Below are 26084 nucleotides of genomic sequence, written 5' to 3'. Positions count from 1 at the left end.
ACGTTATATTTGCGCCTTTGTAGTCTGATTAGCTATTAAATAATAACATCATAATAATAAATTAAAATGCAAAACAAAGGATTTGTTAAAGTTTTCGCTTTACTGTTGACCCTTGTGTGCGTGTTCTATTTATCTTTTTCATTTGTAACTACTTACCAAATGAATAAGGTGGATGAGATTACGAAAACGCAAGGAGAGGAAGCCGGCGCACATTATCTGGATTCCGTGATGAACAATCCGGTGTGGTTGGGCGCTTATTCGCTGAAAGACTGTCGCGAAATGGAGATTAGTCTGGGCTTGGACCTGAAAGGTGGTATGAATGTCATTCTGGAGGTGTCCGTTCCCGAAGTGGTAAAGGCTTTGGCCGACCATAAGGAAGATCCGGCATTCAACAAGGCGGTAGCGAAGGCTGCGGAAGGGGCTAAGAATAGCCAGAGTGATTTTATTACCTTATTTGTGAAAGAGTACAAAACATTGGCGCCGGATGGAAATTTGGCGGAATTGTTTGCTACACAGCAGTTGAAAGGTAAAGTAACGACCAAGAGTTCCGACTCTGAAGTAGAGAAAGTGCTACGTGCCGAAGTGCAGTCTGCCATTGACAATTCTTATAATGTGCTCCGTACGCGTATCGACCGTTTCGGTGTGGTACAGCCCAATATCCAGACGTTGGAAGGACAGATGGGGCGCATTATGGTGGAGATGCCGGGTGTGAAAGAACCGGAACGTGTGCGTAAATTGTTGCAAGGTAGTGCAAATCTGGAGTTTTGGGAAACCTATAATACGGAAGAGATTATCCCATTCCTGGCTACATTGGATACACGTTTGGCTGCAGAGCATGCTGCAACTGCAGAAACCGATACGGTTAAGGCTGACACTACAGCAATGGCTGAATTGACACCGGCTGAAAAAGTGGACGCTACGGACTCTACAAAGAAAGCTCCTGTGAAGGATTTGGCTGCGGCTCTGAAGGGAAATAGCGGAACTCCGGCTGAGAAGGTCGGGGCGGCTGTGGACGAACAGGCGATGAAGAACCATCCTTTGGCTTCTGTGTTGCAATTAGCCCAAGGTCCTATGGGATGTGTGGTGGGTTATGCCAGTTGGCGTGATACGGCTACCGTCAATCGCTATATCACTTCTGCCGTGGCAAAAGAAGTGCTGCCCAGTGACCTGAAACTTTATTGGGGAGTGAAGCCTGTAGGTAGCGGTAATATGGGAGACATTTTCGAATTATATGCGATTAAAATTACGGAACGCAATGGTCGTGCACCTTTGGAAGGCGATGTCGTGACAGAAGCCAAGGATGATTACGAACAGAACGGCCGTCCGTGCGTAAGCATGACGATGAATTCCGATGGTGCCCGTCGTTGGGCTGCGTTGACCAAGAAAAATGTGAAGCGCGCTATCGCCATTGTGCTTGACGGGTATGTATATAGTGCTCCCACGGTGCAGAATGAGATCACCGGTGGTGTTTCCTCTATTACGGGACATTTCACGCTCGAAGATACGCGTGACCTTGCCAACGTGCTGAACACGGGTAAGATGCCGGCTCCTGCACATATCGTTTCAGAACAATTCGTAGGTCCTACGTTGGGACAAGAGTCCATCAATCAAGGTATCACTTCATTTGTGATAGCCTTTATCCTGTTGATGATTTACATGTGCGGCATGTATGGCCTTGTCCCGGGCATGGTGGCCAATGGGGCTTTGATTCTGAATTTCTTCTTTACGTTAGGCGTTTTGACTTCATTCCAGGCAGCCTTGACCATGTCCGGTATTGCCGGTATGGTGCTCTCTTTGGGTATGGCTGTGGATGCTAACGTCTTGATATATGAGCGTACTAAGGAAGAATTGCGTGCGGGAAAAGCTGTGAAACAAGCATTGTCGGATGGTTATTCCAATGCTTTCTCGGCCATTTTCGACTCCAATTTGACTTCTATCATTACGGGTATCATCTTGTATAATTTCGGAACAGGTCCTATCCGTGGATTTGCCACGACATTGATTATCGGTATCTTGGTGTCTTTCTTTACGGCTGTTTTCTTGACTCGTATTGTATACGAGCACTTCCTGAACAAAGACAAATGGATGAACTTGACGTTTACAACGACTCTTTCCCGTAAGTTCCTTCGTGACACCCATTACAAGTTCATGAGTGCTTACAAGAAATCTTTCTCTGTATTTGGTGTCTTATTGCTCATAGGTATCGCGTCACTGTTTGTCCGCGGTTTGAGTAAAGGCATTGATTTTACGGGTGGACGTAACTTTGTTGTCGTGTTCGAGAAGCAAGTGGAGCCGGAAACCGTACGTACGTTGTTGCAAAACAAGTTCGGGGATGCCAATATCCAGGTCATTGCCTTGGGTACTGACCATCAGACAGTACGTATATCTACGAACTACCGGATTGATGAGGAAGGCACGGACGTGGATTCTGAGATAGAGTCGACTTTGTTCGAAACGCTCAAAGGCGGTGGTTTGTTGTCTTCGGATTTGGATTTGCAGACTTTCATCAATCGTGACGAGCGTGCCGGAGGTTCCATTATCAGTTCGGAGAAGGTCGGTCCTTCCGTGGCTGAGGATATTACTTATGGTGCCATTGTCTCTGTGGTATTGGCATTGATTGCCATCTTCCTTTACATTTTGTTGCGTTTCCGCAATGTGGCTTTCTCGGTTGGGGCAGTTGTGGCCTTGACGGTAGATACCTTGTTGATTATCGGAGCGTATTCGATTTGTTGGGGATGGATGCCGTTCTCTTTGGAAATCGACCAGACTTTCATTGGTGCGGTCCTGACGGCTATCGGTTATTCTATTAATGACAAAGTGGTGGTATTCGACCGTATCCGCGAGTTCCTCCATCTGTATCCGAACCGTGACCGTCAGCGTTTGTTCAATGATTCTTTGAATACGACATTGACGCGTACCATCAATACTTCGTTGACCACGTTAGTCGTATTGTTGTGTATCTTCTTCTTGGGAGGGGATAGTATCCGCAGTTTTGCTTTTGCCATGATTCTCGGAGTGGTAATCGGAACCTGTTCTTCCATTTTCATGGCGGCTCCGGTAGCTTTCCTGACTATGGGGCAGCGCATCAAGGAGAACGATTCGGAAATGAAATAAAGAATTCGTTTATAAGTTGTTTGGATGCAGGGCAGGCTTAGGCTTGCCCTGTATTGTTTTGCACCCGGGCTGTCTTCAGTATATGATACTGGAGCATATCCGTCTGTTTTTGGTGCAAAGCTTTTTGGTAATGTTCCAGAAGAGCGGTTTCTTTGTCTTCAAAATAAAAGATGTGATATGATGGGATTAAAGAGTGTTTTGTTTTCCGGTATCCTTTTGTCCGCTATGGCGGTTGGTGTGCAGGCCAAGCCTGAAACCGGAAGCGGGTTGGACAAGTCTTTGTTGCCCCAACCGGTTTATTCCCCCGAACCGGGTTTTGTGGATTTGTATTGGGCCGCTTGGGACTTGGCCTGGGGACGTGTGAAGCATCAGGACGGGATTCCCCAGTCACCCTATATGGATGAGAACCTGTGGGATGACACGATTTGGATTTGGGATACCGAGTTCATGGTGCTTTTCTGCCGCTATGCGCCTTCGCTTTTTCCTGGCATACAGAGCTTGGATAACTTCTATAAGACGATATTGGACGGGGATTCGGTCTCTTTGAAGATTTGGCATCCGGACAACCCTCCCTTTTTCGCGTGGGTGGAATATGAATACTATAAGATGACAGGCGACAAAAGGCGTTTGGAATATGTGTTGGAAGACAACCGGTACTTGCAACGGCATTACCGTTGGTTTGAGGAACTGAAGAGGGGGGCAGCCGTTTTTCCAAGATGCCGGTCATGTTGGAATGGAGGGAGAAAGGTTATTTGTGGGGCGACGTGCAGAGCGGTATGGACAATACTCCGCGTGGCCGGGGATGCGATGGGGAAATGCTGTGGATGGATGCCTTGGCCCAACAGGCCTTGGCGGCACTTTATATCGAAAGGATTGCCGAGGTCTTGGACGACCCATCTACGGCCAAGGAGTTTGCCGGGGAGTATGCCGTGAAGAAGGACTTGCTCAATAAGTATTATTGGGATGCGGAGGATGGTTTTTATTATGACATAGAAGAGGCCACGGGCGACTTTGTGAAAGTGCGGACACCGGCTGTGTATTGGGCTATGTTGGCAGAAGTCCCGGGACGGAAACAAGCGGCGCGCTTGGTGGAATATGCGCAGGACGAGAATGAGTTCGGCGGCCAATACCCTTGGCCATCCGTGTCGCGGAGTGATAAGGATTACAATGGGAAGGTTGGAGATTATTGGAGAGGTGGAGTGTGGTTGCCCTTGGCCTACATGTCAACCAAGGCACTTGAGACTTACGGTTATCATGATGTGGCACATGAGAATGCGTGCCGTTTGTTGGCGCAGATGTCTGAAACCTATAAGGCTTTTGCGCCCCACTCCATTTGGGAATGTTATTCTCCGTCGGCAGCCCGTCCCGGACAGCGGGTGGACGGTGAGAACTTGACGTTGGTGGCGCAAGATTTTTGCGGATGGTCTGCCTTGGGGCCTATTTCTTTGTTTATTGAGAACGTGTTGGGATTTTATAATATAGATGCCACGGCTCGGCTCGTGGAATGGCATAAGACAGGTTGGGGCGAGCAAGGTATCCGGAATCTGAGGTTCGGCGATGTGCAGACTGACATCGTGGCAGACGGGGATACCGTACGCGTGGTGTCTGATAAGGAATATGTATTGAAAGTGAATGGGAAGAAGTACAGAGTGAAAGCCGGAACACAAACTTTTACCTTGAAATAGACCGTGTACCCCCGCCGGGAATCGAACCCGGATTGGCGGTTTAGGAAACCGTAGTTCTATCCATTGAACTACAGGGGCTCTTTCTACATTGCAAAGTTAACAGTTTCTGCTTAAAAAGTCGAATACTTGGGACAAAACTTTCATAAGGTAGAGGGAAAGGTTTGACCTTTCTCTCTTTGCATATTTATGCATTTTCCTATGCTTTTGCGAACTTTATGCTTTTGAAAAGTGAGGGAAGAACGATGAAATGCTATATAAATAAGCTTTTAGATTACGATTTTATAGTATAATCTGTATTCCGGAATGCTTTTAACAGCAAAATATTTTGTTTTTAAACATATCTTTGCGATATTTGCATTCCTAAGGTAGAAAGAATATACAGTAATCATATAAATGCTACAAAAAGTATGGCTGATAGATTAGAAGTAAAAGAGCTGGACCAGGTAGTGGTTCGTTTCTCTGGTGATTCCGGCGACGGTATGCAGTTGGCCGGGAATATTTTCTCTACGGTCTCGGCGACGGTAGGAAATGACATTTGTACGTTTCCCGATTATCCGGCTGATATCCGGGCTCCGCAGGGGTCGTTGACAGGAGTTTCCGGTTTTCAGGTACACATCGGTGCGGGGCGTGTGTACACGCCGGGCGACAAGTGTGATGTGTTGGTGGCGATGAATGCGGCAGCATTGAAGACCCAGTACAGATATGCCAAATCTACAGCATGTATTATTATCGACACCGATTGTTTTCAGGCCAAAGATTTGCAGAAGGCCGCTTTCACGACGGATAACCCGATAGAAGAGTTGGGCATCAAAAACGATGTGATTGCTGCCCCTATCACCCAGATGGTCAAAGCCTGTCTGGCAGACTCTGGCATGGACAACAAGGGCATATTGAAATGCCGTAACATGTTTGCGCTCGGACTGGTGTGTTGGTTGTTCAACCGCGACCTGGAGATTGCGTTCAACATGTTGCGTGAGAAATTTGCCAAAAAGCCTGCCGTGGCAGAAGCCAATATAAAGGTTATCCAAGCCGGATATGATTACGGGGCCAATACGCATGCCTCCGTGGCCCATACCTATAAGGTGGAATCCAAGACGAAAAAGCCCGGCAAGTATATGGACATCATGGGCAACAAGGCTACTGCATACGGGTTTATCGCTGCGGCAGAGAAGGCTGGCAAGCGGCTTTTCTTGGGTTCATATCCCATTACGCCGGCTACGGACGTGCTGCATGAATTGTCCAAACATAAAAGTCTGGGCGTGACCACGGTGCAGTGCGAGGATGAGATTGCCGGTTGTGCCTCTTCCATTGGCGCTTCCTTTGCCGGTGCATTGGCAGTGACTTCTACTTCGGGGCCTGGTGTATGTTTGAAATCGGAAGCCATGAACTTGGCCGTGATTACGGAATTGCCTTTGGTGGTACTGAATGTGCAGCGCGGAGGGCCGTCCACGGGTTTGCCCACGAAGAGCGAACAGACGGATTTGTTGCAAGCCCTTTTCGGACGTAACGGTGAATCGCCGATGCCGGTAATAGCCGCCACTTCGCCTACGAATTGTTTCGATGCGGCCTATTATGCCTCGAAGATGGCTTTGGAGCACATGACACCTGTGGTGTTGCTCACCGATGCCTTTGTGGCCAACGGTTCTGGTGCTTTCAAGTTGCCCGATTTGAACGATTATCCCGATATTTGCCCCCCTTACGTCACTCCGGAAATGGCTGGGAGCTACACGCCGTACATGCGTAATCCCGACACGCAAGTGCGTTACTGGGCCATACCCGGACAAGAGGGGTATATGCATATTCTTGGCGGGTTGGAGAAGGATGGCCGGACAGGAGCCATCAGCACTGATCCCGAGAACCACGACAAGATGTGCCGTTTGCGTGCAGAGAAAGTGGCCAAAATCCCGGTGCCCGATGTGGAGGTGCAGGGATGCGTGGACGATGCCGAACTGCTGATAGTGGGCTTTGGCGGTACTTACGGCCATTTGCATTCGGCCATGGATGAAATGGCGGCTGCAGGCAAGAAAGTGGCTTTGGCTCATTTCTCTTACCTGAACCCGTTGCCTGCCAATACGGCGGAAGTGCTGAAGCGGTATAAGAAAGTCGTGGTAGCCGAGCAGAACTTAGGGCAATTTGCCGCATATCTGCGTATGAAAGTAGACGGCTTCGTGCCTTATCAGTTCAATCAGGTGAAAGGCCAGCCTTTTGTCGTGAGCGAGTTGGTGGCAGCCTTTACCGAGATTTACAACAAATAGTCAAACTTAGAAGAATAAAAGAAAATGAGCGAATATACAGCAAAAGATTATAAGAAGGGGCAGCCGCGTTGGTGTCCCGGGTGTGGAGACCATTTCTTTTTGGCTTCTTTGCACAAGGCCATGGCCGAGATTGGAGTGCCGCCTTATGAAACAGCCGTGATTTCAGGTATCGGTTGCTCCAGCCGTTTGCCATATTATATGAATACGTATGCCATGCAGACGATTCACGGGCGTGCCGCAGCCATTGCTACCGGTTTCAAGGTGGCCAATCCGGATATCACCGTGTGGCAGATTTCCGGTGACGGTGACGGGTTGGCCATTGGCGGCAACCACTTCATCCATGCCATCCGTCGCAATGTGGACATCAATATGATTCTGCTGAACAATCGGATATACGGCCTTACGAAAGGGCAGTATTCTCCGACGTCTCCGAGAGGCTTCGTCAGCAAATCCTCTCCTTACGGGACGGTGGAAGACCCGTTCAATCCGGCTGAGTTGTGTTTCGGGGCGCGCGGTCACTTCTTTGCCCGTGCCGTGGCTACGGATGCCGCCGGGACAGTGGAAATCCTGAAGGCGGCACACGCCCATAAGGGAGCCGCCGTGTGCGAGATATTGCAAAATTGCGTGATATTCAACGACGGGACGCATGATGCCGTTTCGACCAAGGAAGGGCGTGCCAAGCATGCCATTTATCTGGAACACGGCCGGCCGATGTTGTTCGGTGAAAATAAGGAATTCGGCTTGATGCAGGAAGGTTTCGGGTTGAAGGTCGTGAAGATAGGAGAGAACGGCGTGACGGAAAAAGACATCCTCGTGCATGATGCGCATTGCCAGGACAACACCTTGCACTTGAAGTTGGCTCTGATGGAAGGGCCTGATTTCCCGGTGGCATTGGGCGTGATTCGTGATGTGGAAGCTCCGACATACGACGAGGCGGTCAACCGGCAGATAGAAGAAGTGAAAGGAAAGAAACCCTACCACAATTTCACGGAGCTGCTCTATACGAATGATATTTGGGAGGTGAAGGGGTAAGTTCCTGCCTGCCTCGCAATATAGACGATAGCGGCTGTCCCGGACACGAGGCTGCCGCTTTTTTGTGAAGATTTCTGCTGAAGACCTTTTAAAAAAGGAAAGACTTGAAAACCAATATTCTAAAGGTCTGAAATTAATCTGCGCCAGACGAAAAATCAATCTCAGGAGAACGAAAAATCATTCGCCTGAGATTGATTTTTCATTCTCCTGAGATTGGAAAAACAAGCTTTGCAATCTGTGTAACGTTGTGTTTTTTGTGCGTTTAAAGTTTTCCGCCGTAGGCCAAATCGCCGGCATCGCCCAATCCCGGGACGATGTACATGTGGTCGTTCAGTTCCGGGTCGATGGCCCCGCACCATAAGGTGTAGTCCGTGTCTTTGAATGTTTCCGTCAGGTAGTCCACACCCTTCCGGCTGGCTATCGCGCTGCATAAGTGCACTTTTCCCGGTATGCCTTTGGTCTCGAATGCCTTCAGCCCCAGTTCCATGCTGCCGCCGGTAGCCAGCATGGGGTCGGCAATGATAAGTGTTTTGCCGTTCAGGTCCGGTGTGGCCAGATATTCGATATGTATGCCCACTTCATGGCATTCTTTGTCTTTGTAGAAACGGTAGGCCGACACGAATGCGTTGTCGGCCTCCTCGAACACATTCAGGAAGCCTTGATGGAAAGGAAGGCCGGCCCGGAAGATGGTGCCCAGTACGATCGGGTCGTTGTACAATTGCGTAGATGCCGTGCCCAATGGGGTTTGTATGTCTTTGGTGGAATAATCCAACGTCTTGCTGATTTCATACGCCATGACTTCCCCGATTCTTTCCAAGTTGCGGCGGAACCGTGCCCTGTCTTTCTGTATGCACACGTCCCGGAGTTCCGACATGTATCTGTTGACAACCGTTTGGTGTTCTGCAAAGTTAATCACTTTCATATTTGGATGGATTTAAATATACTTGAGAGCAAAAGTAACAAAAACTTCTTGAAAATGTAAACTCCGTGTAGCAAATATAGCTGTGCTTCTTAGGTTTTGGGAAATTTAACGGAAGAATGTTTTTGAATTAAGAAAAATAATAAGCCGAAAGTTTCAGATGCACGCATTTCTTTGTAATTTTGTCAGCGCAAAAAGGAAGCTTTTTTATAGTGAATTGATTTCTAACCAAATATTATTTTAGAAAATGGCAAATTTAGATTTGAGTAAGTACGGTATTACCGGTACTGTAGAGGTTCTCCACAATCCGTCATACGACGTGTTGTTCCAGGAAGAAACCAAAGCTGGTTTGGAAGGTTTTGAGAAAGGTCAGGTAACGGAATTGGGTGCTGTGAATGTGATGACGGGTATTTATACCGGTCGTTCTCCCAAGGACAAGTTTATCGTAAAAGATGCTACTTCTGAGAACACCGTATGGTGGACTTCTGAAGAATATAAGAATGACAACAAGCCTGTAACGACAGAGGCTTGGAATGTGTTGAAGGATTTGGCTGTGAAGGAGCTTTCAAATAAGAAATTGTTCGTTGTCGACGGCTTCTGCGGCGCTAACAAGGCTACTTGCCTGAAGGTGCGTTTCATCATGGAAGTGGCATGGCAGGCTCATTTCGTAACGAACATGTTCATCCGCGCCACGGAAGAAGATTTGAAGGATTTCGAACCTGACTTCGTGGTTTACAATGCTTCTAAGGCTAAGGTTGAAAACTACAAGGAACTGGGCTTGAACTCAGAAACAGCCGTGGTCTTCAACTTGACTTCAAAAGAGCAAGTCATCATCAACACTTGGTACGGTGGTGAAATGAAGAAGGGTATGTTCTCCATGATGAACTACTTCAATCCTTTGCGCGGTATCGCTTCTATGCACTGCTCTGCCAACACTAGCATGGACGGTACGAGCTCTGCTATCTTCTTCGGTTTGTCCGGTACCGGTAAGACGACTTTGTCTACCGACCCGAAACGTAAGCTGATTGGTGACGACGAGCACGGATGGGATGACGAGGGCGTATTCAACTACGAAGGCGGTTGCTATGCCAAAGTCATCAATTTGGACAAAGAATCCGAACCCGATATCTACAAGGCTATCAAACGTGACGCTTTGTTGGAGAATGTAACGGTAGATGCTAACGGCAAGATTGATTTTGCAGATAAGAGCGTAACGGAAAATACACGTGTATCTTATCCTATTTACCACATCGAAAATATCGTGAAGCCTATTTCCAAGGGTCCTCACGCAAAGCAGGTAATCTTCCTGTCGGCTGATGCCTTCGGTGTATTGCCTCCCGTTTCTATCTTGAACGACCAACAGGCTCAATACTACTTCTTGTCTGGTTTTACTGCCAAGTTGGCCGGTACGGAACGTGGTATCACTGAACCGACTCCGACGTTCTCTGCTTGTTTCGGAGCTGCTTTCTTGAGCTTGCATCCTACGAAATATGCTGAAGAGCTCGTGAAGAAGATGAACAAGGTGGGTGCTAAGGCATACCTGGTGAACACGGGTTGGAACGGTACGGGCAAGCGCATTTCCATCCGCGATACCCGTGGTATCATCGATGCCATCTTGGACGGTTCTATCGACAAGGCTCCCACGAAGACTATTCCTTACTTCGATTTCGTTGTTCCTACGGAGTTGCCGGGTGTTGATTCGAAGATCCTCGATCCTCGCGACACTTACACTGACGCTGCAGAGTGGACGAAGAAGGCTGAGGATTTGGCAGCCCGCTTCATCAAGAACTTTGCGAAGTTCACGGGTAACGAAGCCGGCAAGGCTTTGGTTGCAGCAGGTCCGAAGTTGTAATTTTACAGTAAAACATAACATCAAGGTCTGTCCGAGTATTTGGGCAGACCTTTTTTAGTTCGGCTTTTTAAGGATACTATTCTAAAAAAAACTGTAAAAACATATAGGTTTTTCTGACTTTGCTTTTATCCCCCTTGCAGTTTTACTATCTTTGCACCTTAAAATGTTTATTCTTGATGATGAAGAAAATAACCTCATTACTGTTGTTATGGGTCATGACCTTGCCGCTGTGGGCACAGTTTCACGACCCGGTGAGTTTTTCTGTTTCCCAAAAGAAACTGTCTGAATCTGAATTCGAGATTGTTTTTACTGGAAAGGCGGAAGCGGGTTGGCATGTTTATTCTACGGACATTCCGGATGGCGGCCCGACTCCGGCCACTATTAATTTCGATGAACAGAAAGGTGTGGAGCCGGTAGGTAAGCTGACGGCACGTGGAAAGGTGCATAAGGCATACGACAATCTTTTCGGGATGGAAGTCAGCTATATGGAGAATACGGCTGTTTTCGTGCAGAAAATACGTATTACGGACGCTACTTATTCCGTGAAAGGGTATCTGAACTATGGGGCTTGTAACGATGAGAATTGCATGCCTCCGACTAATGTGGAGTTTGCTTTCTCCGGAAGCGGAAAGCCTGCGGCCGGAAATGCTGTGGCAGAGCCTCAGAAACAGAAAGAGAAAGTTGCGGATGCATCGGTGGTGGAGAAGGAGGAAAAAACAGATGCGCCTGTCATCGGTGGGATTGATACGGTTGCCACGGGCTTGTCCGTGGCGGACTCCGTGCCTTCTGCAGTGGCCGGTGGTAATGCCGTTGTGGCGGCAAGCGATTATTGGACACCTGTCATTGATGAGTTGGCTGCTTTCGGTGAAGACGCCTCCAATGCAGCCGACCAGGCTTGGTGGAAGATATTCCTGTTGGGATTCCTTGGTGGCTTGGTCGCTTTGCTTACCCCTTGTGTATGGCCGATTATCCCGATGACCGTGAGTTTCTTCCTGAAACGTTCGGGAGACAAACGCAAAGGTATCCGCGATGCGGCGACGTATGGCGTGAGCATAGTGGTCATTTATGTGCTTTTGGGCTTAGTGATTACCGGTATTTTCGGTGCCAGTGCCTTGAATGCCCTGTCCACGAATGCGGTATTCAACATCTTCTTCTGCCTGATGTTGTTGGTGTTTGCCTCCAGTTTCTTCGGTGCTTTTGAAATTACGTTGCCTTCTTCATGGAGTAATGCGGTAGACAGTAAGGCCGAATCTACAACAGGCTTGTTGAGCATTTTCCTGATGGCTTTTACCCTTGCTTTGGTTTCTTTTTCCTGTACGGGGCCGATTATCGGTTTCCTGTTGGTAGAAGTGTCCACGTCGGGCAGTATTCTTGCCCCGACCGTCGGCATGTTGGGTTTTGCCATTGCCTTGGCTTTGCCTTTCACCTTGTTTGCCATGTTCCCGGCCTGGCTGAAGACGATGCCGAAATCCGGTAATTGGATGAATTGTGTGAAGGTGACGCTCGGTTTCTTGGAATTGGCTTTTGCCTTGAAGTTCCTGTCGGTGGCCGATTTGGCCTACGGATGGCATATCCTCGACCGCGAGGCTTTCCTGAGTCTGTGGATAGTGATTTTTGCTTTGTTGGGTGCTTATCTTATAGGTTGGTTGCGTTTCCCGCATGATGAAGACGAATATGACGAGTCCGGTAATGTAGTGGTCAATCACCGTACTTCGGTCACCCGTTTCTTCATGGCTTTGCTTTCCTTCGCTTTTGCCATCTACATGGTGCCCGGTTTGTGGGGAGCACCGCTGAAGGCTATCAGTGCCTTTTCGCCTCCGATGAACACGCAAGACTTCAACCTTTATGAGAACGAGGTGAAAGCCCAGTTCATGGATTATGATGCCGGGATGGAATATGCGCGCCAGCAAGGTAAGCCCGTGATGATAGACTTTACCGGATATGGTTGCGTGAATTGCCGCAAGATGGAGTTGGCTGTGTGGGCCGACCAGAAGGTGGCGGATATCATGCAGAATGATTACGTGCTGATCACGCTGTATGTGGATGAAAAGACTAAGTTGCCGGAACCTATCAAGGTGACTGAGAACGGGCAGGAACGTACTTTGCGTACGGTAGGTGACAAATGGAGCTACCTGCAGCGCAGTAAGTTCGGGGCCAATGCCCAACCGTTCTATGTGTTGCTCGACAATGAAGGCAAACCGTTGAACAAGTCATATTCGTACGACGAGGATGTCAACAAATATATAGATTTCTTGCAGACTGGTTTGAGGAATTATAAGAACAAGTAATTCTTGTATTGGGAATATCAGGGGATGTATCAGATGAAAATGGTACATCCCTATTTTTTTATGGTTGGTTTTTAACGTTATTTTTCATCGGAATGAGCAAGGATTTGGTCGGTTCGCAGTTTGATAAATAGAATGTCGGATTTTTAAATTGGATGAAAAATGAAGAAAGTACATGTCTTATGGTTGTTGGCCTTCCTGTTATTGGCTCCGGTTTTGTTTCAGTCTTGTTCGGATGACGATGGTGAGGTTTATGTATGGTATCCTTATTTCAGTCCGAATGCTTTGGTGACGGTCAAGGGCGGTACGGATTCCTGTTTCTTGCAGTTGGATGATGAGACAACGCTTTGGCCGGTCAACCTGTCTTCTTCCCCTTTCGGAGAAAAGGAGGTGCGGGCTTTGGTGCATTTTACGGACGTAGACGAAGACAGGCATTCCCGTGCGCGTGCAGTCTATGTAAACTGGATGGACAGCATCCTGACGAAAAAAACGGTTCCGGATTCTGCTTTGGTGAACGATTCGCTATACGGGAATGACCCTGTGGAGATAGTAGACGATTGGGTGACTGTGGCGGAAGACGGTTATCTGACTCTGCGTTTCTCTACTTTGTGGGGCAGCAGGGGGATTCCCCATAAGGTGAATTTATTGACCGGGGGCAATCCGGAGAATCCCTATGAGGTGGAGTTTCGTCACGATGCTTGCGGGGATGCGGGGAGTTGGCGGAGCGATGCGCTTGTGGCCTTTGATTTAGGGAAGCTTCCCGATACGGGAGGGCGCACGGTCAAGCTGACGTTGGTTTGGCGGTCGTTCCGGGGAAGGAGGACGGCAGAGTTTGATTATTGTACCCGTAAAAAGACAGGAAACGTGGCAAAACAAATAGAACAAATGCAAAGAGGAGGTGCGTTACGATAGTATTAGGGGACAGATAACCGTTCGTTCAGCATGACGCGTATCGGAGACGAAGGCGAACAGGATTTGGTTCGAGGTATACAGCGGGGCGACCGTGTAGCGATGAAATTATTATATTGTCGCTATGCAGGTTGCCTCACAGCCGTGTGTTCCCGTTATGTGGCTTGTATGGACGATGTGAGAGATGTCCTTCAGGATTGTTTCGTGAAGATATTCACTTCCATTCACGGTTTCGAGTGGAGGGGTGAAGGTTCTCTCCGGGGATGGATGGTACGTATTGTGGTGAACGAGTCATTGAAATTCTTGAAGCGCGACCGGCAGTTGGAATCCCTTGGCGACGGATGGGACGTACCGGACACGGTCGAGGATGAGCCGGATGCGGGGGACATTCCGTCTGAAGTTCTTCAGGAAATGATTTGCCGTTTACCGGCAGGGTATAGGGCTGTTTTCAATTTGTATGTGTTCGAAAGGAAGAGCCATAAGGAGATTGCCGCGATGCTGAATATAAAAGAGAGTACATCGGCTTCGCAACTGCATCGGGCAAAGGCGGTGTTGGCAAAGGAAGTTCAAAGATATAAAGCTCAGGTCAATGGAAGATAAATGGTTGAATGAATGGCAAAAGAAACTGGACGGTTACGAGGTCATCCCTCCCGACGGGCTGTGGGACGGGATAAACAAGGCTTTGGAAGAGCAACGCCTGTCCGTCTCCTCTTCTCGTGGGAGGAGTACCGTATGGCTGCGCTTGGCCGGGATTGCGGCAGCGTTGGCGATAGTTGTGCCTTTGGGAAGGAATGTGTGTCAGCCGGTTTTTATGTCTTTTGCAGACAATCGCATTCCGACCGAAGGCGTTCTTCTTGGGCCGACGGATGCCTTTTGGGCAAAAGTGCAGCGCGTGGAAAAGGAGCCATGCCGTCGTAAACCGTCCGGGAAAGATATAGTGGCTTGCGACCGGCCTGCCGTATCGGAAGAAGGTGGGAAGGCTTTAGCTGAAGAGAGAAAAGAACTTTTGGCTGAAAGAGAAAAAACGATTCCTGAAGATAGCCATGGAAATTCGGGAAAGCCTTATCCTGATGGAATAGGCCGTTATCCTGAGTTGGTTCCAAACGTCGGAAAGGTCAAGAAAGAAAGGTCGCATTGGTTGGCTGTGAGTCTTTTTGCATCCAATACTCCAGGAAAATCGGTAATGAATTATGGGAACGGAGGAGTTGTCCTGATGGGAACTATCCCCTCTTGGGGACACCCCGAGGCGATGGAATGTGGAAAATTTCCGGTGACGGCCATAAGGTCTGCCCATCGGTATGTGGATGGCGTTGTCCCGATGAAACACAAGCAGCCCGTCAGGTTCGGCGTGTCTGCCTGTTATGCCGTAAACGAAAGGTTCGGTATAGAAAGCGGCCTTTCTTATACTTATCTTTCGTCAAGTCTTTCTTCTTCTGGAGAAGATTATAGTTATGAGGTCCGGCAATCCCTGCAATACGTAGGGATTCCCTTGAACTTTAAGGCCAGTTTGTGGAAGAAACGGTGGATGGATTTGTATCTGTCGGCCGGAGGAATGGCCGAGAAGTGCGTGGATGGAGATACGGAAACGGATTATACGTGGAAAGGTCGGATAAAGTCATCTACACATAAGGATGTACGGGAAAAACCTTGGCAATATTCTGTAAATGCAGCCGCCGGGATGCAGCTTAACTTGTCGTCAGTGGTAGGTTTGTATGTGGAGCCGGGAGTGAGCTACTATTTTGATAATGGAAGTTCTGTTTCCAATATCTATAAGGAGAAACCATTGAATTTTAATTTGGAATTCGGGCTTAGGTTTTCTTTCGGTTTGTGACATAAGTCTTGTCCTTTCCGAAGGCCTGATTTGATCCTGTTGCATACATGTTTTTTATTTTGGGAAACTTTTGGCCTTTTCGTTTTGGTAAATTGTATTTATAATCTAATGATTATAAGTATTTTAATTGTTTTGTGGGTTGTAAAATCTGGAAACTTTAAAATAAAAACAGCGAGAACACTTGCACGAAAAAAGGAAAAGGTGTACCTTTGCCGTTGTTCAGGTGCCCTGTTTGCCAGTCGGCCGACAGGGTGAAAAGGGAACGGGGTGAGAGTCCCCGACAGACCCGCTGCTGTGAACTCTTTTATACGTTTCATGACATGCTGCATCCACTGTTTCGTCGGGCGAAACGGGAAGGACATGAAACGCGAGTAAGTCAGAAGACCTGCCTGTGACATAGCCGTACGGACTCCGGGGACAAGGGGATGACGGTGGGAACGTAATAAGAAAGATACAAAATTTTAGATGCCGGAGAAACAGGGCTTCTTTTAGAAAAAGGAGGCCGGGACTTTTTCGGCCCGGAAAATAAATGCAATATGATACAGACAGTTGTTAAAAGGGACGGGCGCATCGTGGGTTTCAATGCTCGGAAAATCGGGGATGCCATACGCAAGGCCATGGTACACACCGAGGCCGGTGAGAATGAAGAGCTGATTCATTTGATATGCGAACACGTGACGAACCGTGGTAAGGCACAAATGACGGTGGAGGAGATTCAGGATGCCGTGGAAATGGAATTGATGAAAAGCCGCCGTAAGGATGTGGCGCAGAAATATATCGCTTACCGTAACCAACGCAGCATTGCCCGCAAGGCCAAGACACGTGACATATTTCTGGAAATCATCAATATCAAGTCTAACGACGTGACTCGCGAGAATGCCAACATGAATGCCGATACGCCGGCCGGCATGATGATGAAGTTTGCCAGCGAGACCACCAAGCCTTTCGTAGACGACTACCTACTGAGTGAAGAGGTGAAAGAGGCGGTCAAGCACAACTATCTGCATATCCATGACAAGGATTATTATCCCACCAAAAGCTTGACGTGCGTGCAGCATCCGCTCGACTACATCTTGAAGCATGGTTTCTCTGCCGGACACGGGGAGTCCCGTCCGGCCAAACGTATCGAGACGGCCAGTATTTTGGCCTGTATTTCCATGGAAACGGCACAGAATGAGATGCACGGCGGCCAGGCTATTCCTGCGCTTGATTTTTATCTGGCTCCTTTCGTGCGTGCCAGTTTCATCGAAGAAGTGAAGGTCTTGGAGGAGTTGAACGCCGAGGACTACTCCCGTTTATACCATAAGGAAGTGGACGACTTTGTCACTCGTCCTCTGGATGGCCTGACCGGTGACGCACGTATCCTCCAGCATGCGATGAACAAGACTGTGGCCCGGGTGCATCAGGCTATGGAAGCCTTTATCCACAATATGAATACCATCCATTCCCGTGGGGGGAATCAGGTGGTGTTCAGTTCCGTGAACTACGGTACGGATACCTCGGCCGAGGGGCGTTGCATCATCCGCGAAATCCTGCGTAGTACTTACGAAGGGGTGGGCAACGGCGAAACTGCCATCTTTCCGATTCAAATCTGGAAAAAGAAGCGGGGCGTGAGTTATTTGCCTACCGACCGCAATTACGACCTTTACCAATATGCCTGCAAGGTGACAGCCCGTCGTTTTTTCCCGAACTTTATTAATTTGGATGCCACGTTCAACCGGCATGAACTGTGGCGTGCCGACGACCCGAAACGTTACCTGTATGAAACGGCTACGATGGGTTGCCGTACCCGCGTCTTTGAAAACCGTTTCGGGCCGAAGACTTCTATCGGACGGGGAAATATTTCTTTTTCAACCATCAACATCGTGCGTCTGGCCATCGAGTGCATGGAGATTGTAGATGAAGAAGAACGTATCGCTCGTTTCTTTGCCAAGCTCGACCACATGTTGGAAATCACGGCCCGTCAGTTGCATGAGCGTATGGAGTTCCAGAAGACAGCCTTTGCCAAGCAATTCCCGTTGGTGATGAGTGCGCTTTGGTTGGGATGCGAGAAGCTGAAGCCCAACGATACGATAGCTCCGGTGATTAACCAGGGGACGTTAGGCATCGGTTTCATCGGTTTGGCCGAATGCTTGGTCGCTTTGACCGGCAAGCATCATGGAGAGTCGGAAGAAGCACAGCAGCTCGGCCTGAAGATCGTGACCTATATGCGCGACCGTGCTAACGAGTTCTCGGAACTCTACCAACATAATTACAGCGTGTTGGCCACTCCGGCTGAAGGATTGGCCGGAAGGTTCACCCGGGGCGACCGCAAGCAGTTCGGCGTTTTACCGGGTATTACCGACCGTGAGTATTATACCAATTCCAACCATGTGCCGGTGTATTACAAGTGCAGTGCCCGTCATAAGGCCGAAGTTGAGGCACCGTATCACGACCTGACGCGGGGCGGTCATATTTTCTACGTGGAAATCGACGGGGATGCCACCCATAATCCGGAAGCCATCATGCGCGTGGTGGACATGATGGACAAGTATAATATCGGCTACGGGTCGGTAAACCACAATCGTAACCGTTGCATGACTTGCGGGTACGAGAATGCCGAACCGGAGATGAAAGTGTGTCCCAAATGCGGCAGTGGGCATATAGACCGCCTGCAACGCATTACCGGTTACTTGGTCGGGACGACAGACCGTTGGAACAAGGCCAAGTTGGCCGAACTGAATGACCGTGTGGTGCATGAAAACCGATAAACGACGATGATTTCAGTCATAAAGATTGTTGAGGACACAACGGTGGACGGACCGGGATTCCGTACGACGGTGTATGCCGCCGGGTGTCCCAATGCCTGTCCCGGCTGCCATAATCCACAGTCGTGGGACATCGGGGCCGGAATCCTGATGACGACGGAGGAAATCATGCAGGTCATCCGGGCCGATGAGTTTGCGGACGTGACGTTCAGCGGTGGCGACCCGATGTTCCAACCGGAAGGATTTGCCGAACTGGCAGAAGCCGTGAAACGGGAGACCGGAAAAAACATCTGGTGTTATACCGGTTATAAGTTCGAACGGTTGCTGCACGACCGGCGGCAGGCTGAATTGCTGCAATACATTGATGTGTTGGTGGACGGGCCATACGTGGAATCCTTACGCGACCGTGACGCGTTGTTTCGCGGTAGCCGCAACCAACGGCTGATTGACGTGCAAGCTTCTTTGCGCGAGGGCGAAGTCGTTTTGTACGCGCAATGAGATAATAGGGCTGCATTCTAATACGCATCCCGCCACGTTCTTATCGGGGGCGTGGCGGGATGTGGTCGTTTATAGATGGGTATGGGAACAGAGTTGTTTTACTTTACCAATACTTTGTTTCCTTTGATGACGTACATGCCTTTTTTCAACCCGTTCAGGGCTTGTGATGCTTGTACGTTTTGTCGCACGAGCTGCCCGTTGATGGTGTACACGTCCACAAGGGAATCTTCCGTTGCTACTACTTCCTTGATGCCGCTGCCCGAGGTCGTGTTCACGTAGAGTGCTACGGGCTGTTGCCCGTTGGTGTAGCAGGCGAAACGGGGCGATGAAGCGTTGTATTGGATGGTGCGGCTCTTGTAGGCGTTGTTCTGTATGAAAGCCTGTTCGCCGCTTACGGTGATGGTCCACTGTGCGTTTTTGCTGCCGGCCTCGCCTGAGTTGTGCAGCTTGTTTTTGTCTGAAGTCAGCGACAGGTAAGCTTTTGCGGTGGCATCATACAGGGTGTAGGCACCTTCCTGGCCGCCGAGGATGACTTGGAACGGCTGTCCGTTGCCGTTTACTTCCGTGCGGATTTGGCCTGTTTCGATGGTAACGTCCTCGCAACTCCTGAAATCATTTTGAATGGCTCCCATGGCCTTGTTCTTGTCTTCGCACACTATCAGGTAACGTTTGCCTATTTCAAGTGCGTCTGTCGAATTTACTTTTTTGAACGTCTGTACGCCTTCGTCCGGAAGGGTGCTGACAATCGTGTAGGTCGCGCTTACCGTTTCGCTAATCTTGTCCTCTTTCATGGCATAAGCCTCGATGGTGGTCGGTTCCGTGATTTCCACATAGACGGGCGATTCTTCCGTGCGCAGGCTTCCGCCATTGAGGGAATAGACTATGTAAGCAGCCGGGGTGGTGGTGCTTATCGTGACCGTAGTGCCTTTGTCCACGCTGCCTGCAGACGGCGTGAAGGTGGGATTGGCCACGTCATCGGGGTTCGGAGGGGTCACTTCACCTCCACCGTCGTAATTGTCGGGGTCGAAAGGGATGCCGGTTTTGCTGCCCCATACATATTGTTCCAGTCCGGGGAAGTCGATATAGGGGTTGCGGTTCTTCTGTATTTTATACACCGCATTGTTGCGGGCAATCTCTTTAGGGCTTACGGGGTCTTCGGCTGCCCAACGCAGCAGCATGTCGAGTGCCCATTTGGCATAGGCCGGATAGCTGTTGTGAGCCAACATGTCGCTGTTCCATGTGGCGATGCGGTCTTCATAACAGGTGGCCATATAGAAGTAGGAACGTGCGAAGTCGCCCTTATATTCATCGTCGGGTTCAAACACGGTGCCGCTGTAACCCGGAGACGTGCATTTGCCAAGCTTGCTGTATCCGCCATTGGATTTATATTGTTCTCCATTGGTCTCGCCGAAAGGGTAGTTGCCACGTCGGTTGTTCACATAGCCGTCTGTAGGATACAGATGGAACAAGTCGGTGTACATCGGACTGGCGTCGTTAAACCAACTTTTGGGGAATGAGTGTTCTCTGTTGTAACAATCTCCTTCATTCTTGTAAGTGCCGCATTGGTCACTGGTAAAAGTGAAATCTGTGGTAGAAGAGTACATGTCCCATACTTTTCCGTCTTCTCGCCGGTCGGTACTTTGCATGTCGGTCCACAGTTGCTTGTAGCTTCGCGCCGTATGGTCGGTGATAATCCGGTACAATGCCGTTTTCAAGGATTGGCCCTTGTAGCCTGTGGCATCCGTGTAATAGCCGGACGGGGCTTGTGCCCATAATTGGATGAGGACGCATAGGAGCGTCCAGGAAGTAAATAGTCTTTTCATGACTTATGGTTTTTATGATTTAAATGTAAAAGTATGGAATAAAGTCATAGAAGAGTACGGCGTACAGCGTAATTTATGTTAAACTGCGTGCGGAAAGTTCCGAAATAACCTTTAGCTCGGACATTTTGTAAACCAATCGTATTTTCTGCAAGATGGAATAAGAAAGGCCGCCTTTTCGGGGCGGCCTTGGGTATGCGGATATTGCCGGATGATGTCAGTCGCGGTTGGCGCGTTTGCGTTCCGTGTGGTCAAGGATAATCTTGCGCATGCGCATGCTCTTGGGCGTTACTTCCACGTATTCGTCTTCACGGATATATTCCAAGGCTTCTTCCAAAGAGAGGATGGTGGCCGGCACGATGCGGGCCTTTTCGTCGGAACCCGAAGCGCGCATGTTGGTCAGCTGCTTGCTTTTGGTCACATTCACCACCAAGTCTTTCTCGTGGATGTGTTCTCCTACGATTTGTCCTGCATAGACTGCGTCCTGCGGTTCGATGAAGAACTTGCCTCGGTCTTGCAGGTTGTTGATGGCGTAGGCGAAAGCCGTTCCGCTTTCGAGGGCAATCATAACCCCGTTGCTGCGACGGCTGATGTCGCCTTTATATGGTTGGTATTCTTTAAAACGGTGGGCCATAATAGCTTCGCCCTGACTGGCCGTGAGCACGTTGGTACGCAGCCCGATGATGCCGCGCGAGGGAATATCGAATTCGATGTCCACGCGGTCGCCCCGTGTTTCCATTGAGGTCATTTCACCTTTGCGGCGGGTCACCATGTCAATCATCTTGCTGGAGAACTCTTCGGGCACGTTGATGGTCAGTTCCTCGATAGGTTCGCAACGCTGTCCGTCGATTTCCTTGTAGATGACTTGGGGTTGCCCTACTTGCAATTCGTATCCTTCGCGTCGCATCGTTTCGATGAGCACAGAGAGATGGAGCACGCCGCGTCCGGCTACAATCCAACGGTCGGTGTACCCGTCCGGCATGGAAACGCGCAGGGCGAGGTTCTTCTCCAGTTCTTTTTCCAACCGTTCGTTGATGTGGCGGCTGGTGCAGAACTTGCCTTCTTTGCCGAAGAACGGCGAGTCGTTGATGGTGAAGAGCATGCTCATCGTCGGTTCGTCGATGGTGATGGTGGGTAGCGGTTCCGGGTTTTCGTAGTCACAGATGGTGTCACCGATTTCAAAATTCTCCAAACCTACGATGGCACAGATGTCGCCCGATGACACTTCGGTGGCTTTTTGCCGTCCCATGCCGGTAAACGTATGCAGTTCTTTGATTTTGGTCTTTTCACGGCTTCCGTCACGGTGGCAGATGGTGATGTTCATGCCCTCTTTCAGGGTGCCCCGGTGTACGCGTCCCACAGCGATACGCCCGGTATAGTTGGAATAGTCCAATGAAGTGATGAGCATCTGGGGCGTGCCTTCTAACTGTACGGGTGCCGGAATGTGTTCTACGATTTGGTCGAGCAGGTAGAAGATGTTGCCTGTCGGGGTTTTCCAGTCCTCGCCCATCCAGTTGTTTTTGGCAGAGCCGTAGATGACGGGGAAGTCAAGTTGGTCTTCCGTGGCGTTCAGGTCGCACATGAGGTCGAATACCATTTCGTATACTTCTTCGGGACGGCAGTTCGGCTTGTCTACTTTGTTGATGACCACGATGGGCTTCAGTCCGATTTCGAGTGCCTTTTGCAACACGAAACGTGTCTGGGGCATCGGGCCTTCAAAAGCGTCCACCAAGAGGATGCAGCCGTCGGCCATGTTTAACACGCGCTCTACCTCTCCGCCGAAATCGGAGTGTCCCGGAGTGTCGATTATATTGATTTTCGTACCTTTATAATTAATGGAAACATTCTTGGATAGAATGGTGATACCGCGTTCACGTTCCAGTTCGTTGTTATCCAACATCAATTCGCCTGTCTGTTGATTTTCGCGGAACAGGTTGCCCGCCAACAGCATCTTGTCCACCAACGTAGTCTTTCCGTGGTCTACGTGGGCAATAATAGCAATGTTTCTAATGTTCTGCATACTTTTTACCTAAAATAATGTGGCAAAGTTACTACAAATAATTGGAAAAGTGCGGAATAGGGACAAAAAAATGAAAGAAACTTTTGGCGTAAAGGGAAAATGTAGTACCTTTGCAACCGCTAAGAGTATTAATGGTTTTAAAAACTTAATTTTATGTATTTAGACTCAGCTAAGAAGCAAGAAATCTTTGGACAGTACGGGAAGTCTAACACTGATACTGGTTCGGCAGAGAGCCAGATTGCATTGTTTTCATACCGTATTTCCCACTTGACGGAGCACATGAAGCAGAACCGTAAAGATTATAGTACTGAAAGAGCTTTGACTATCATGGTAGGTAAGCGTCGCGCTTTGTTGAACTACCTGAAGGCTCGTGATATCGAAAGATACCGCGCCATCGTCAAGGCTTTGGGCTTGCGTAAGTAATTCGCATGCCGCACTGAAGATTTTAACCGCTTTCCCTTGTGGAAGGCGGTTTTTTTTATTACTTTCGCACGCGAACCAGAAATTTAATTTTATATTATAATATAGGAAATGAATAAAATAAAGAATTATTTGCCGGATGCGTTGGCTGTGGTGTTGTTCATCGCGATAGGCTTTTTGTATTTTTTCCAACCCGTGACAGAGGGGTTGGTTCTTACAGGGCACGACCATAGTGGAGGTGTCGGTGCGGGAGTGGAAATGCAAGAGTATTATCAACGTACCGGGGAGCGGACACGTTGGACGAATGCCTTGTTTTCCGGAATGCCAACTTATCAAATGGCACCGAGTTATGATTCTACCGACACTTTGGTCAGTTTGCAGAAAGTCTACCAGTTAGGACTGACCGGTGTGGCCATGTATGTTTTCGTCATGTTGTTGGGCTTCTATATCCTGCTGCGTGCGTTTGACTTCAAGGTATGGATGGCTGCGTTGGGTGCCATACTGTGGGCCTTTTCTTCTTATTTCTTTATTATAATAGGTGCCGGACACATTTGGAAAGTAATGGCTTTGGCTTATATTCCGCCCACGATAGCTGGTTTGGTGTTATGTTACCGTGGTAAATATTTGTGGGGTGGGGTGGTAACGGCTTTCTTTTTGGCTTTGCAAATCATGTCCAACCATGTGCAGATGAGTTACTACTTTTTGCCGGTAATGGGATTGATGGCTTTGGCCTATCTGGTTCAGGCTGTGAAAGAAAAGAAAATGGCCGGTTGGTGCAAGGCTACCGGAATGTTGATTGTGGCCGGGCTCCTTGGGGTGGCTATCAATTCATCCAACTTGTACCATACCTACCAATATAGTAAGGAAAGCATGCGAGGAAAGAGTGAATTGGCATATAAAAACAAGCAGGACCCCGGCAACCAGACAAAAGACGGGTTGGAGCGTGATTATATTACGCAATGGAGTTATGGCATCGGGGAGACATGGTCGTTGCTTGTCCCTAACGTAAAAGGAGGTGCTTCTCTACCATTGACTGCCAGTGAGAAAGCCATGGAGAAAGCCAATCCGCAATATACACCTGTTTATCAAGCCCTGACACAATATTGGGGGGAACAGCCAGGTACGAGCGGGCCGGTGTATGTGGGTGCTTTCGTGATGATGCTGTTCGTCTTGTCCCTTTTCGTACTGAAAGGCCCCATGAAATGGTGCCTGTTGGCTTTGACGGTGCTTTCCGTGATGCTTTCATGGGGGCGTAATTTCATGGGGCTTACGAATCTCTTCCTTGATTATGTCCCGTTGTATGACAAGTTCCGTGCTGTGGCTTCCATTCTGGTTGTGGCTGAGTTCACCATCCCGTTGTTGGCTATGTTGGGGCTGAAGGCCTTGTTGGAACAGCCGGAATTGCTGAAGGCGAAACTTAAATATGTATATGCCAGTTTTGCCTTGACGGGAGGCTTTGCGCTCTTGTTCGCTTTGATGCCTGATGTATTTTTCGGCAATTATATTTCTACGGCAGAAATGTCCATGTTGCAGGATGCTACGGCCAAAGGGTATATTCCCGGCGACATGTTAGGCGGCATATTGGGTAATTTGCATGAGATGCGTAAGGCCGTAGTGGTAGCCGATGCCTGGCGTAGCTTCATTATCATAGCGATAGGTTTATTATTGCTTTTGGCTTATAATGCCAAAAAAGTCAGTGGCGGCGTGTTGGTCAGTGCCGTGTTCGTGTTGTGTTTGTTTGATTTGTGGCAGGTAGACAAGCGTTATTTGAATGACGGGATGTTCAGCGAGCCGGTGTCGGCTGCCACGAATGTGGTGCCTAAGACACCGGCGGATGAGTTTATCCTGCGCGATAAGGACAAGGATTACCGTGTGATGAACCTGGCCGGAAGTCCTTTCAATGAAAACAAGACTTCTTATTATCATAAAAGTATCGGTGGTTACCATGCGGCAAAACTTCGTCGTTATCAAGAAATGATAGAGGAGCATATCGCACCAGAGATGGGAAAATTCGCTCGTGCCGTGGCTGCTGTTCGTGGCGATTTGTCAAAAGTGGACGGGGATACGATATTCCCGGTGTTGAATATGCTTAACGTGAAGTATGCCATTATAGGGCAAGAAGGCGGGCAGACTTTCCCTGTGCCCAATCCTCATGCAAACGGCAACGGGTGGTTTGTGAAGGAGGTTCGTTACGTGGCCAGTGCCGATGATGAAATTTTAGGTTTACATCAAGTAAATCCGAAAGGGATAGCGTTGGTTGCCGGTAAATATAAGGGTATATTGGGTGTGGCAGAAGGAAGCCAACCGGTGGATTCTGCAGCAACGGTGAGGCTAACCTCATACGATGCCAATGCTTTGGTGTATGAAGTCAATTCGTCGAAAGGAGGAGTCGTTGTCTTTTCTGAGATTTATTATCCCGGATGGCAAGCTACAGTGGACGGTGAACCGGTGGAAATCGTTTGTGCCGATTATATCCTACGTGCCATCAAGGTGGCTCCCGGAAAGCATACGGTGGCTTTCAAGTTTGACCCGAAGAGCCTGCACGTGACAGAGACGGTGGCCAATGTCTCTTTGGTTCTGTTGATGTTGGGTATGCTTTTTTTGTTGGGACGTGAGGTTTGGAAAAGGAGGAAAGAGACTCAAAAGTAAGTTTTGTGGTTTGAAGTTAAGAACTGAGAGAAGAAGCGGAGATGGTTT

Annotated in this window: 17 protein-coding genes, 1 tRNA gene and 1 riboswitch; of the genes, 14 read left to right on the top strand and 4 right to left on the bottom strand. The window is 48.9% G+C overall.

Going from position 1 to position 26084, the window contains the following annotated elements; translation table 11 throughout:
• Positions 1–66 precede the first annotated feature (66 nt).
• The 3 genes from secDF (at position 67) to AC5RDV_RS02980 (ending at position 4799) form a co-directional block, all read left to right on the top strand.
• Complete coding sequence (secDF, locus tag AC5RDV_RS02990; RefSeq protein WP_130893664.1) at positions 67–3114, top strand: protein translocase subunit SecDF; 3048 nt, start codon at positions 67–69, stop codon at positions 3112–3114.
• Between the two features lie 177 nt (positions 3115–3291).
• Positions 3292–4047: a hypothetical protein gene (locus tag AC5RDV_RS02985; protein ID WP_282748313.1), complete on the top strand. Its 756-nt coding sequence runs from the start codon at positions 3292–3294 to the stop codon at positions 4045–4047.
• Positions 3930–4799 carry an MGH1-like glycoside hydrolase domain-containing protein gene (locus tag AC5RDV_RS02980; RefSeq protein WP_345894544.1) on the top strand — a complete coding sequence of 290 codons (870 nt, stop codon included), beginning with the start codon at positions 3930–3932 and terminating at the stop codon, positions 4797–4799. Before AC5RDV_RS02985 ends, AC5RDV_RS02980 begins: the two co-directional genes overlap by 118 nt.
• Positions 4800–4805: 6 nt before the next feature.
• Here the strand turns inward: AC5RDV_RS02980 and AC5RDV_RS02975 are convergent.
• A tRNA-Arg gene (locus tag AC5RDV_RS02975) sits at positions 4806–4877 on the bottom strand.
• Between the two features lie 329 nt (positions 4878–5206).
• On the opposite strand from AC5RDV_RS02975, the gene AC5RDV_RS02970 reads away from it, so the two are divergent.
• Both AC5RDV_RS02970 and AC5RDV_RS02965 read left to right on the top strand, forming a co-directional pair.
• The gene (locus AC5RDV_RS02970) at positions 5207–7054 is read left to right on the top strand and encodes a 2-oxoacid:acceptor oxidoreductase subunit alpha (protein ID WP_008626599.1); all 1848 of its coding nucleotides are present in this window, start codon (positions 5207–5209) and stop codon (positions 7052–7054) included.
• Positions 7055–7078: 24 nt separating this feature from the next.
• The gene (locus AC5RDV_RS02965; RefSeq protein WP_282748312.1) at positions 7079–8086 is read left to right on the top strand and encodes a 2-oxoacid:ferredoxin oxidoreductase subunit beta; all 1008 of its coding nucleotides are present in this window, start codon (positions 7079–7081) and stop codon (positions 8084–8086) included.
• A 262-nt stretch (positions 8087–8348) separates the two neighbouring features.
• Here the strand turns inward: AC5RDV_RS02965 and upp are convergent, their stop codons facing one another.
• Positions 8349–9008, bottom strand: a complete 660-nt coding sequence (gene upp / locus AC5RDV_RS02960) for a uracil phosphoribosyltransferase (protein WP_008626593.1) — start codon at positions 9006–9008, stop codon at positions 8349–8351.
• Between the two features lie 244 nt (positions 9009–9252).
• Here upp and pckA point away from each other — a divergent pair, with 244 nt between their 5' ends.
• The 7 genes from pckA to nrdG all read left to right on the top strand — a co-directional run bounded on the left by pckA (position 9253) and on the right by nrdG (position 19127).
• The gene (gene pckA, locus AC5RDV_RS02955; protein ID WP_282748310.1) at positions 9253–10857 is read left to right on the top strand and encodes a phosphoenolpyruvate carboxykinase (ATP); all 1605 of its coding nucleotides are present in this window, start codon (positions 9253–9255) and stop codon (positions 10855–10857) included.
• A 179-nt stretch (positions 10858–11036) separates the two neighbouring features.
• Positions 11037–13145: a protein-disulfide reductase DsbD family protein gene (locus AC5RDV_RS02950; protein WP_428388827.1), complete on the top strand. Its 2109-nt coding sequence runs from the start codon at positions 11037–11039 to the stop codon at positions 13143–13145.
• A 159-nt stretch (positions 13146–13304) separates the two neighbouring features.
• A complete protein-coding gene (locus AC5RDV_RS02945) occupies positions 13305–14054 on the top strand; it encodes a NigD1/NigD2 family lipoprotein (RefSeq protein ID WP_282748308.1) in 750 nt (249 codons plus the stop codon).
• Positions 14055–14084: 30 nt separating this feature from the next.
• Positions 14085–14651: an RNA polymerase sigma factor gene (locus tag AC5RDV_RS02940; RefSeq protein WP_008626584.1), complete on the top strand. Its 567-nt coding sequence runs from the start codon at positions 14085–14087 to the stop codon at positions 14649–14651.
• The gene (locus AC5RDV_RS02935; RefSeq protein ID WP_282748307.1) at positions 14641–15882 is read left to right on the top strand and encodes a putative outer membrane beta-barrel protein; all 1242 of its coding nucleotides are present in this window, start codon (positions 14641–14643) and stop codon (positions 15880–15882) included. Before AC5RDV_RS02940 ends, AC5RDV_RS02935 begins: the two co-directional genes overlap by 11 nt.
• Before the next feature lie 204 nt (positions 15883–16086).
• A riboswitch (cobalamin riboswitch) is annotated at positions 16087–16289 on the top strand.
• 129 nt (positions 16290–16418) lie between these two features.
• Positions 16419–18632: an anaerobic ribonucleoside triphosphate reductase gene (locus AC5RDV_RS02930; protein ID WP_282748306.1), complete on the top strand. Its 2214-nt coding sequence runs from the start codon at positions 16419–16421 to the stop codon at positions 18630–18632.
• Positions 18633–18638: 6 nt separating this feature from the next.
• Positions 18639–19127: an anaerobic ribonucleoside-triphosphate reductase activating protein gene (gene nrdG, locus AC5RDV_RS02925; protein ID WP_008626577.1), complete on the top strand. Its 489-nt coding sequence runs from the start codon at positions 18639–18641 to the stop codon at positions 19125–19127.
• A gap of 98 nt (positions 19128–19225) precedes the next feature.
• Here the strand turns inward: nrdG and AC5RDV_RS02920 are convergent, their stop codons facing one another.
• Together AC5RDV_RS02920 and typA are read right to left on the bottom strand one after the other, a co-directional pair.
• Complete coding sequence (locus tag AC5RDV_RS02920) at positions 19226–20950, bottom strand: endonuclease (protein WP_282748305.1); 1725 nt, start codon at positions 20948–20950, stop codon at positions 19226–19228.
• A 214-nt stretch (positions 20951–21164) separates the two neighbouring features.
• Complete coding sequence (typA, locus tag AC5RDV_RS02915) at positions 21165–22967, bottom strand: translational GTPase TypA (RefSeq protein ID WP_282748304.1); 1803 nt, start codon at positions 22965–22967, stop codon at positions 21165–21167.
• 153 nt (positions 22968–23120) lie between these two features.
• Here typA and rpsO point away from each other — a divergent pair, with 153 nt between their 5' ends.
• Positions 23121–23390, top strand: coding sequence for a 30S ribosomal protein S15 (rpsO, locus tag AC5RDV_RS02910; RefSeq protein WP_008626566.1), 270 nt, complete (start codon positions 23121–23123; stop codon positions 23388–23390).
• A gap of 108 nt (positions 23391–23498) precedes the next feature.
• Positions 23499–26036 (top strand): YfhO family protein, encoded by a 2538-nt coding sequence (locus AC5RDV_RS02905; protein WP_282748303.1) that lies wholly within the window; start codon positions 23499–23501, stop codon positions 26034–26036.
• Positions 26037–26084 lie beyond the last annotated feature (48 nt).

Source organism: Paraprevotella sp., assembly GCF_986071375.1.
This window is presented reverse-complemented; position numbering and strand designations above follow the sequence as displayed.

Excerpts from the sequence above, each read along its gene's own strand:
- secDF (WP_130893664.1), top strand. The coding sequence starts at position 67 with ATGCAAAACAAAGGATTTGTTAAAGTTTTCGCTTTACTGTTGACCCTT.
- AC5RDV_RS02985 (WP_282748313.1), top strand. The coding sequence starts at position 3,292 with ATGATGGGATTAAAGAGTGTTTTGTTTTCCGGTATCCTTTTGTCCGCT.
- AC5RDV_RS02980 (WP_345894544.1), top strand. The coding sequence starts at position 3,930 with ATGCTGTGGATGGATGCCTTGGCCCAACAGGCCTTGGCGGCACTTTAT.
- AC5RDV_RS02970 (WP_008626599.1), top strand. The coding sequence starts at position 5,207 with ATGGCTGATAGATTAGAAGTAAAAGAGCTGGACCAGGTAGTGGTTCGT.
- AC5RDV_RS02965 (WP_282748312.1), top strand. The coding sequence starts at position 7,079 with ATGAGCGAATATACAGCAAAAGATTATAAGAAGGGGCAGCCGCGTTGG.
- upp (WP_008626593.1), bottom strand. The coding sequence starts at position 9,008 with ATGAAAGTGATTAACTTTGCAGAACACCAAACGGTTGTCAACAGATAC.
- pckA (WP_282748310.1), top strand. The coding sequence starts at position 9,253 with ATGGCAAATTTAGATTTGAGTAAGTACGGTATTACCGGTACTGTAGAG.
- AC5RDV_RS02950 (WP_428388827.1), top strand. The coding sequence starts at position 11,037 with ATGAAGAAAATAACCTCATTACTGTTGTTATGGGTCATGACCTTGCCG.
- AC5RDV_RS02945 (WP_282748308.1), top strand. The coding sequence starts at position 13,305 with ATGAAGAAAGTACATGTCTTATGGTTGTTGGCCTTCCTGTTATTGGCT.
- AC5RDV_RS02940 (WP_008626584.1), top strand. The coding sequence starts at position 14,085 with ATGACGCGTATCGGAGACGAAGGCGAACAGGATTTGGTTCGAGGTATA.
- AC5RDV_RS02935 (WP_282748307.1), top strand. The coding sequence starts at position 14,641 with ATGGAAGATAAATGGTTGAATGAATGGCAAAAGAAACTGGACGGTTAC.
- AC5RDV_RS02930 (WP_282748306.1), top strand. The coding sequence starts at position 16,419 with ATGATACAGACAGTTGTTAAAAGGGACGGGCGCATCGTGGGTTTCAAT.
- nrdG (WP_008626577.1), top strand. The coding sequence starts at position 18,639 with ATGATTTCAGTCATAAAGATTGTTGAGGACACAACGGTGGACGGACCG.
- AC5RDV_RS02920 (WP_282748305.1), bottom strand. The coding sequence starts at position 20,950 with ATGAAAAGACTATTTACTTCCTGGACGCTCCTATGCGTCCTCATCCAA.
- typA (WP_282748304.1), bottom strand. The coding sequence starts at position 22,967 with ATGCAGAACATTAGAAACATTGCTATTATTGCCCACGTAGACCACGGA.
- rpsO (WP_008626566.1), top strand. The coding sequence starts at position 23,121 with ATGTATTTAGACTCAGCTAAGAAGCAAGAAATCTTTGGACAGTACGGG.
- AC5RDV_RS02905 (WP_282748303.1), top strand. The coding sequence starts at position 23,499 with ATGAATAAAATAAAGAATTATTTGCCGGATGCGTTGGCTGTGGTGTTG.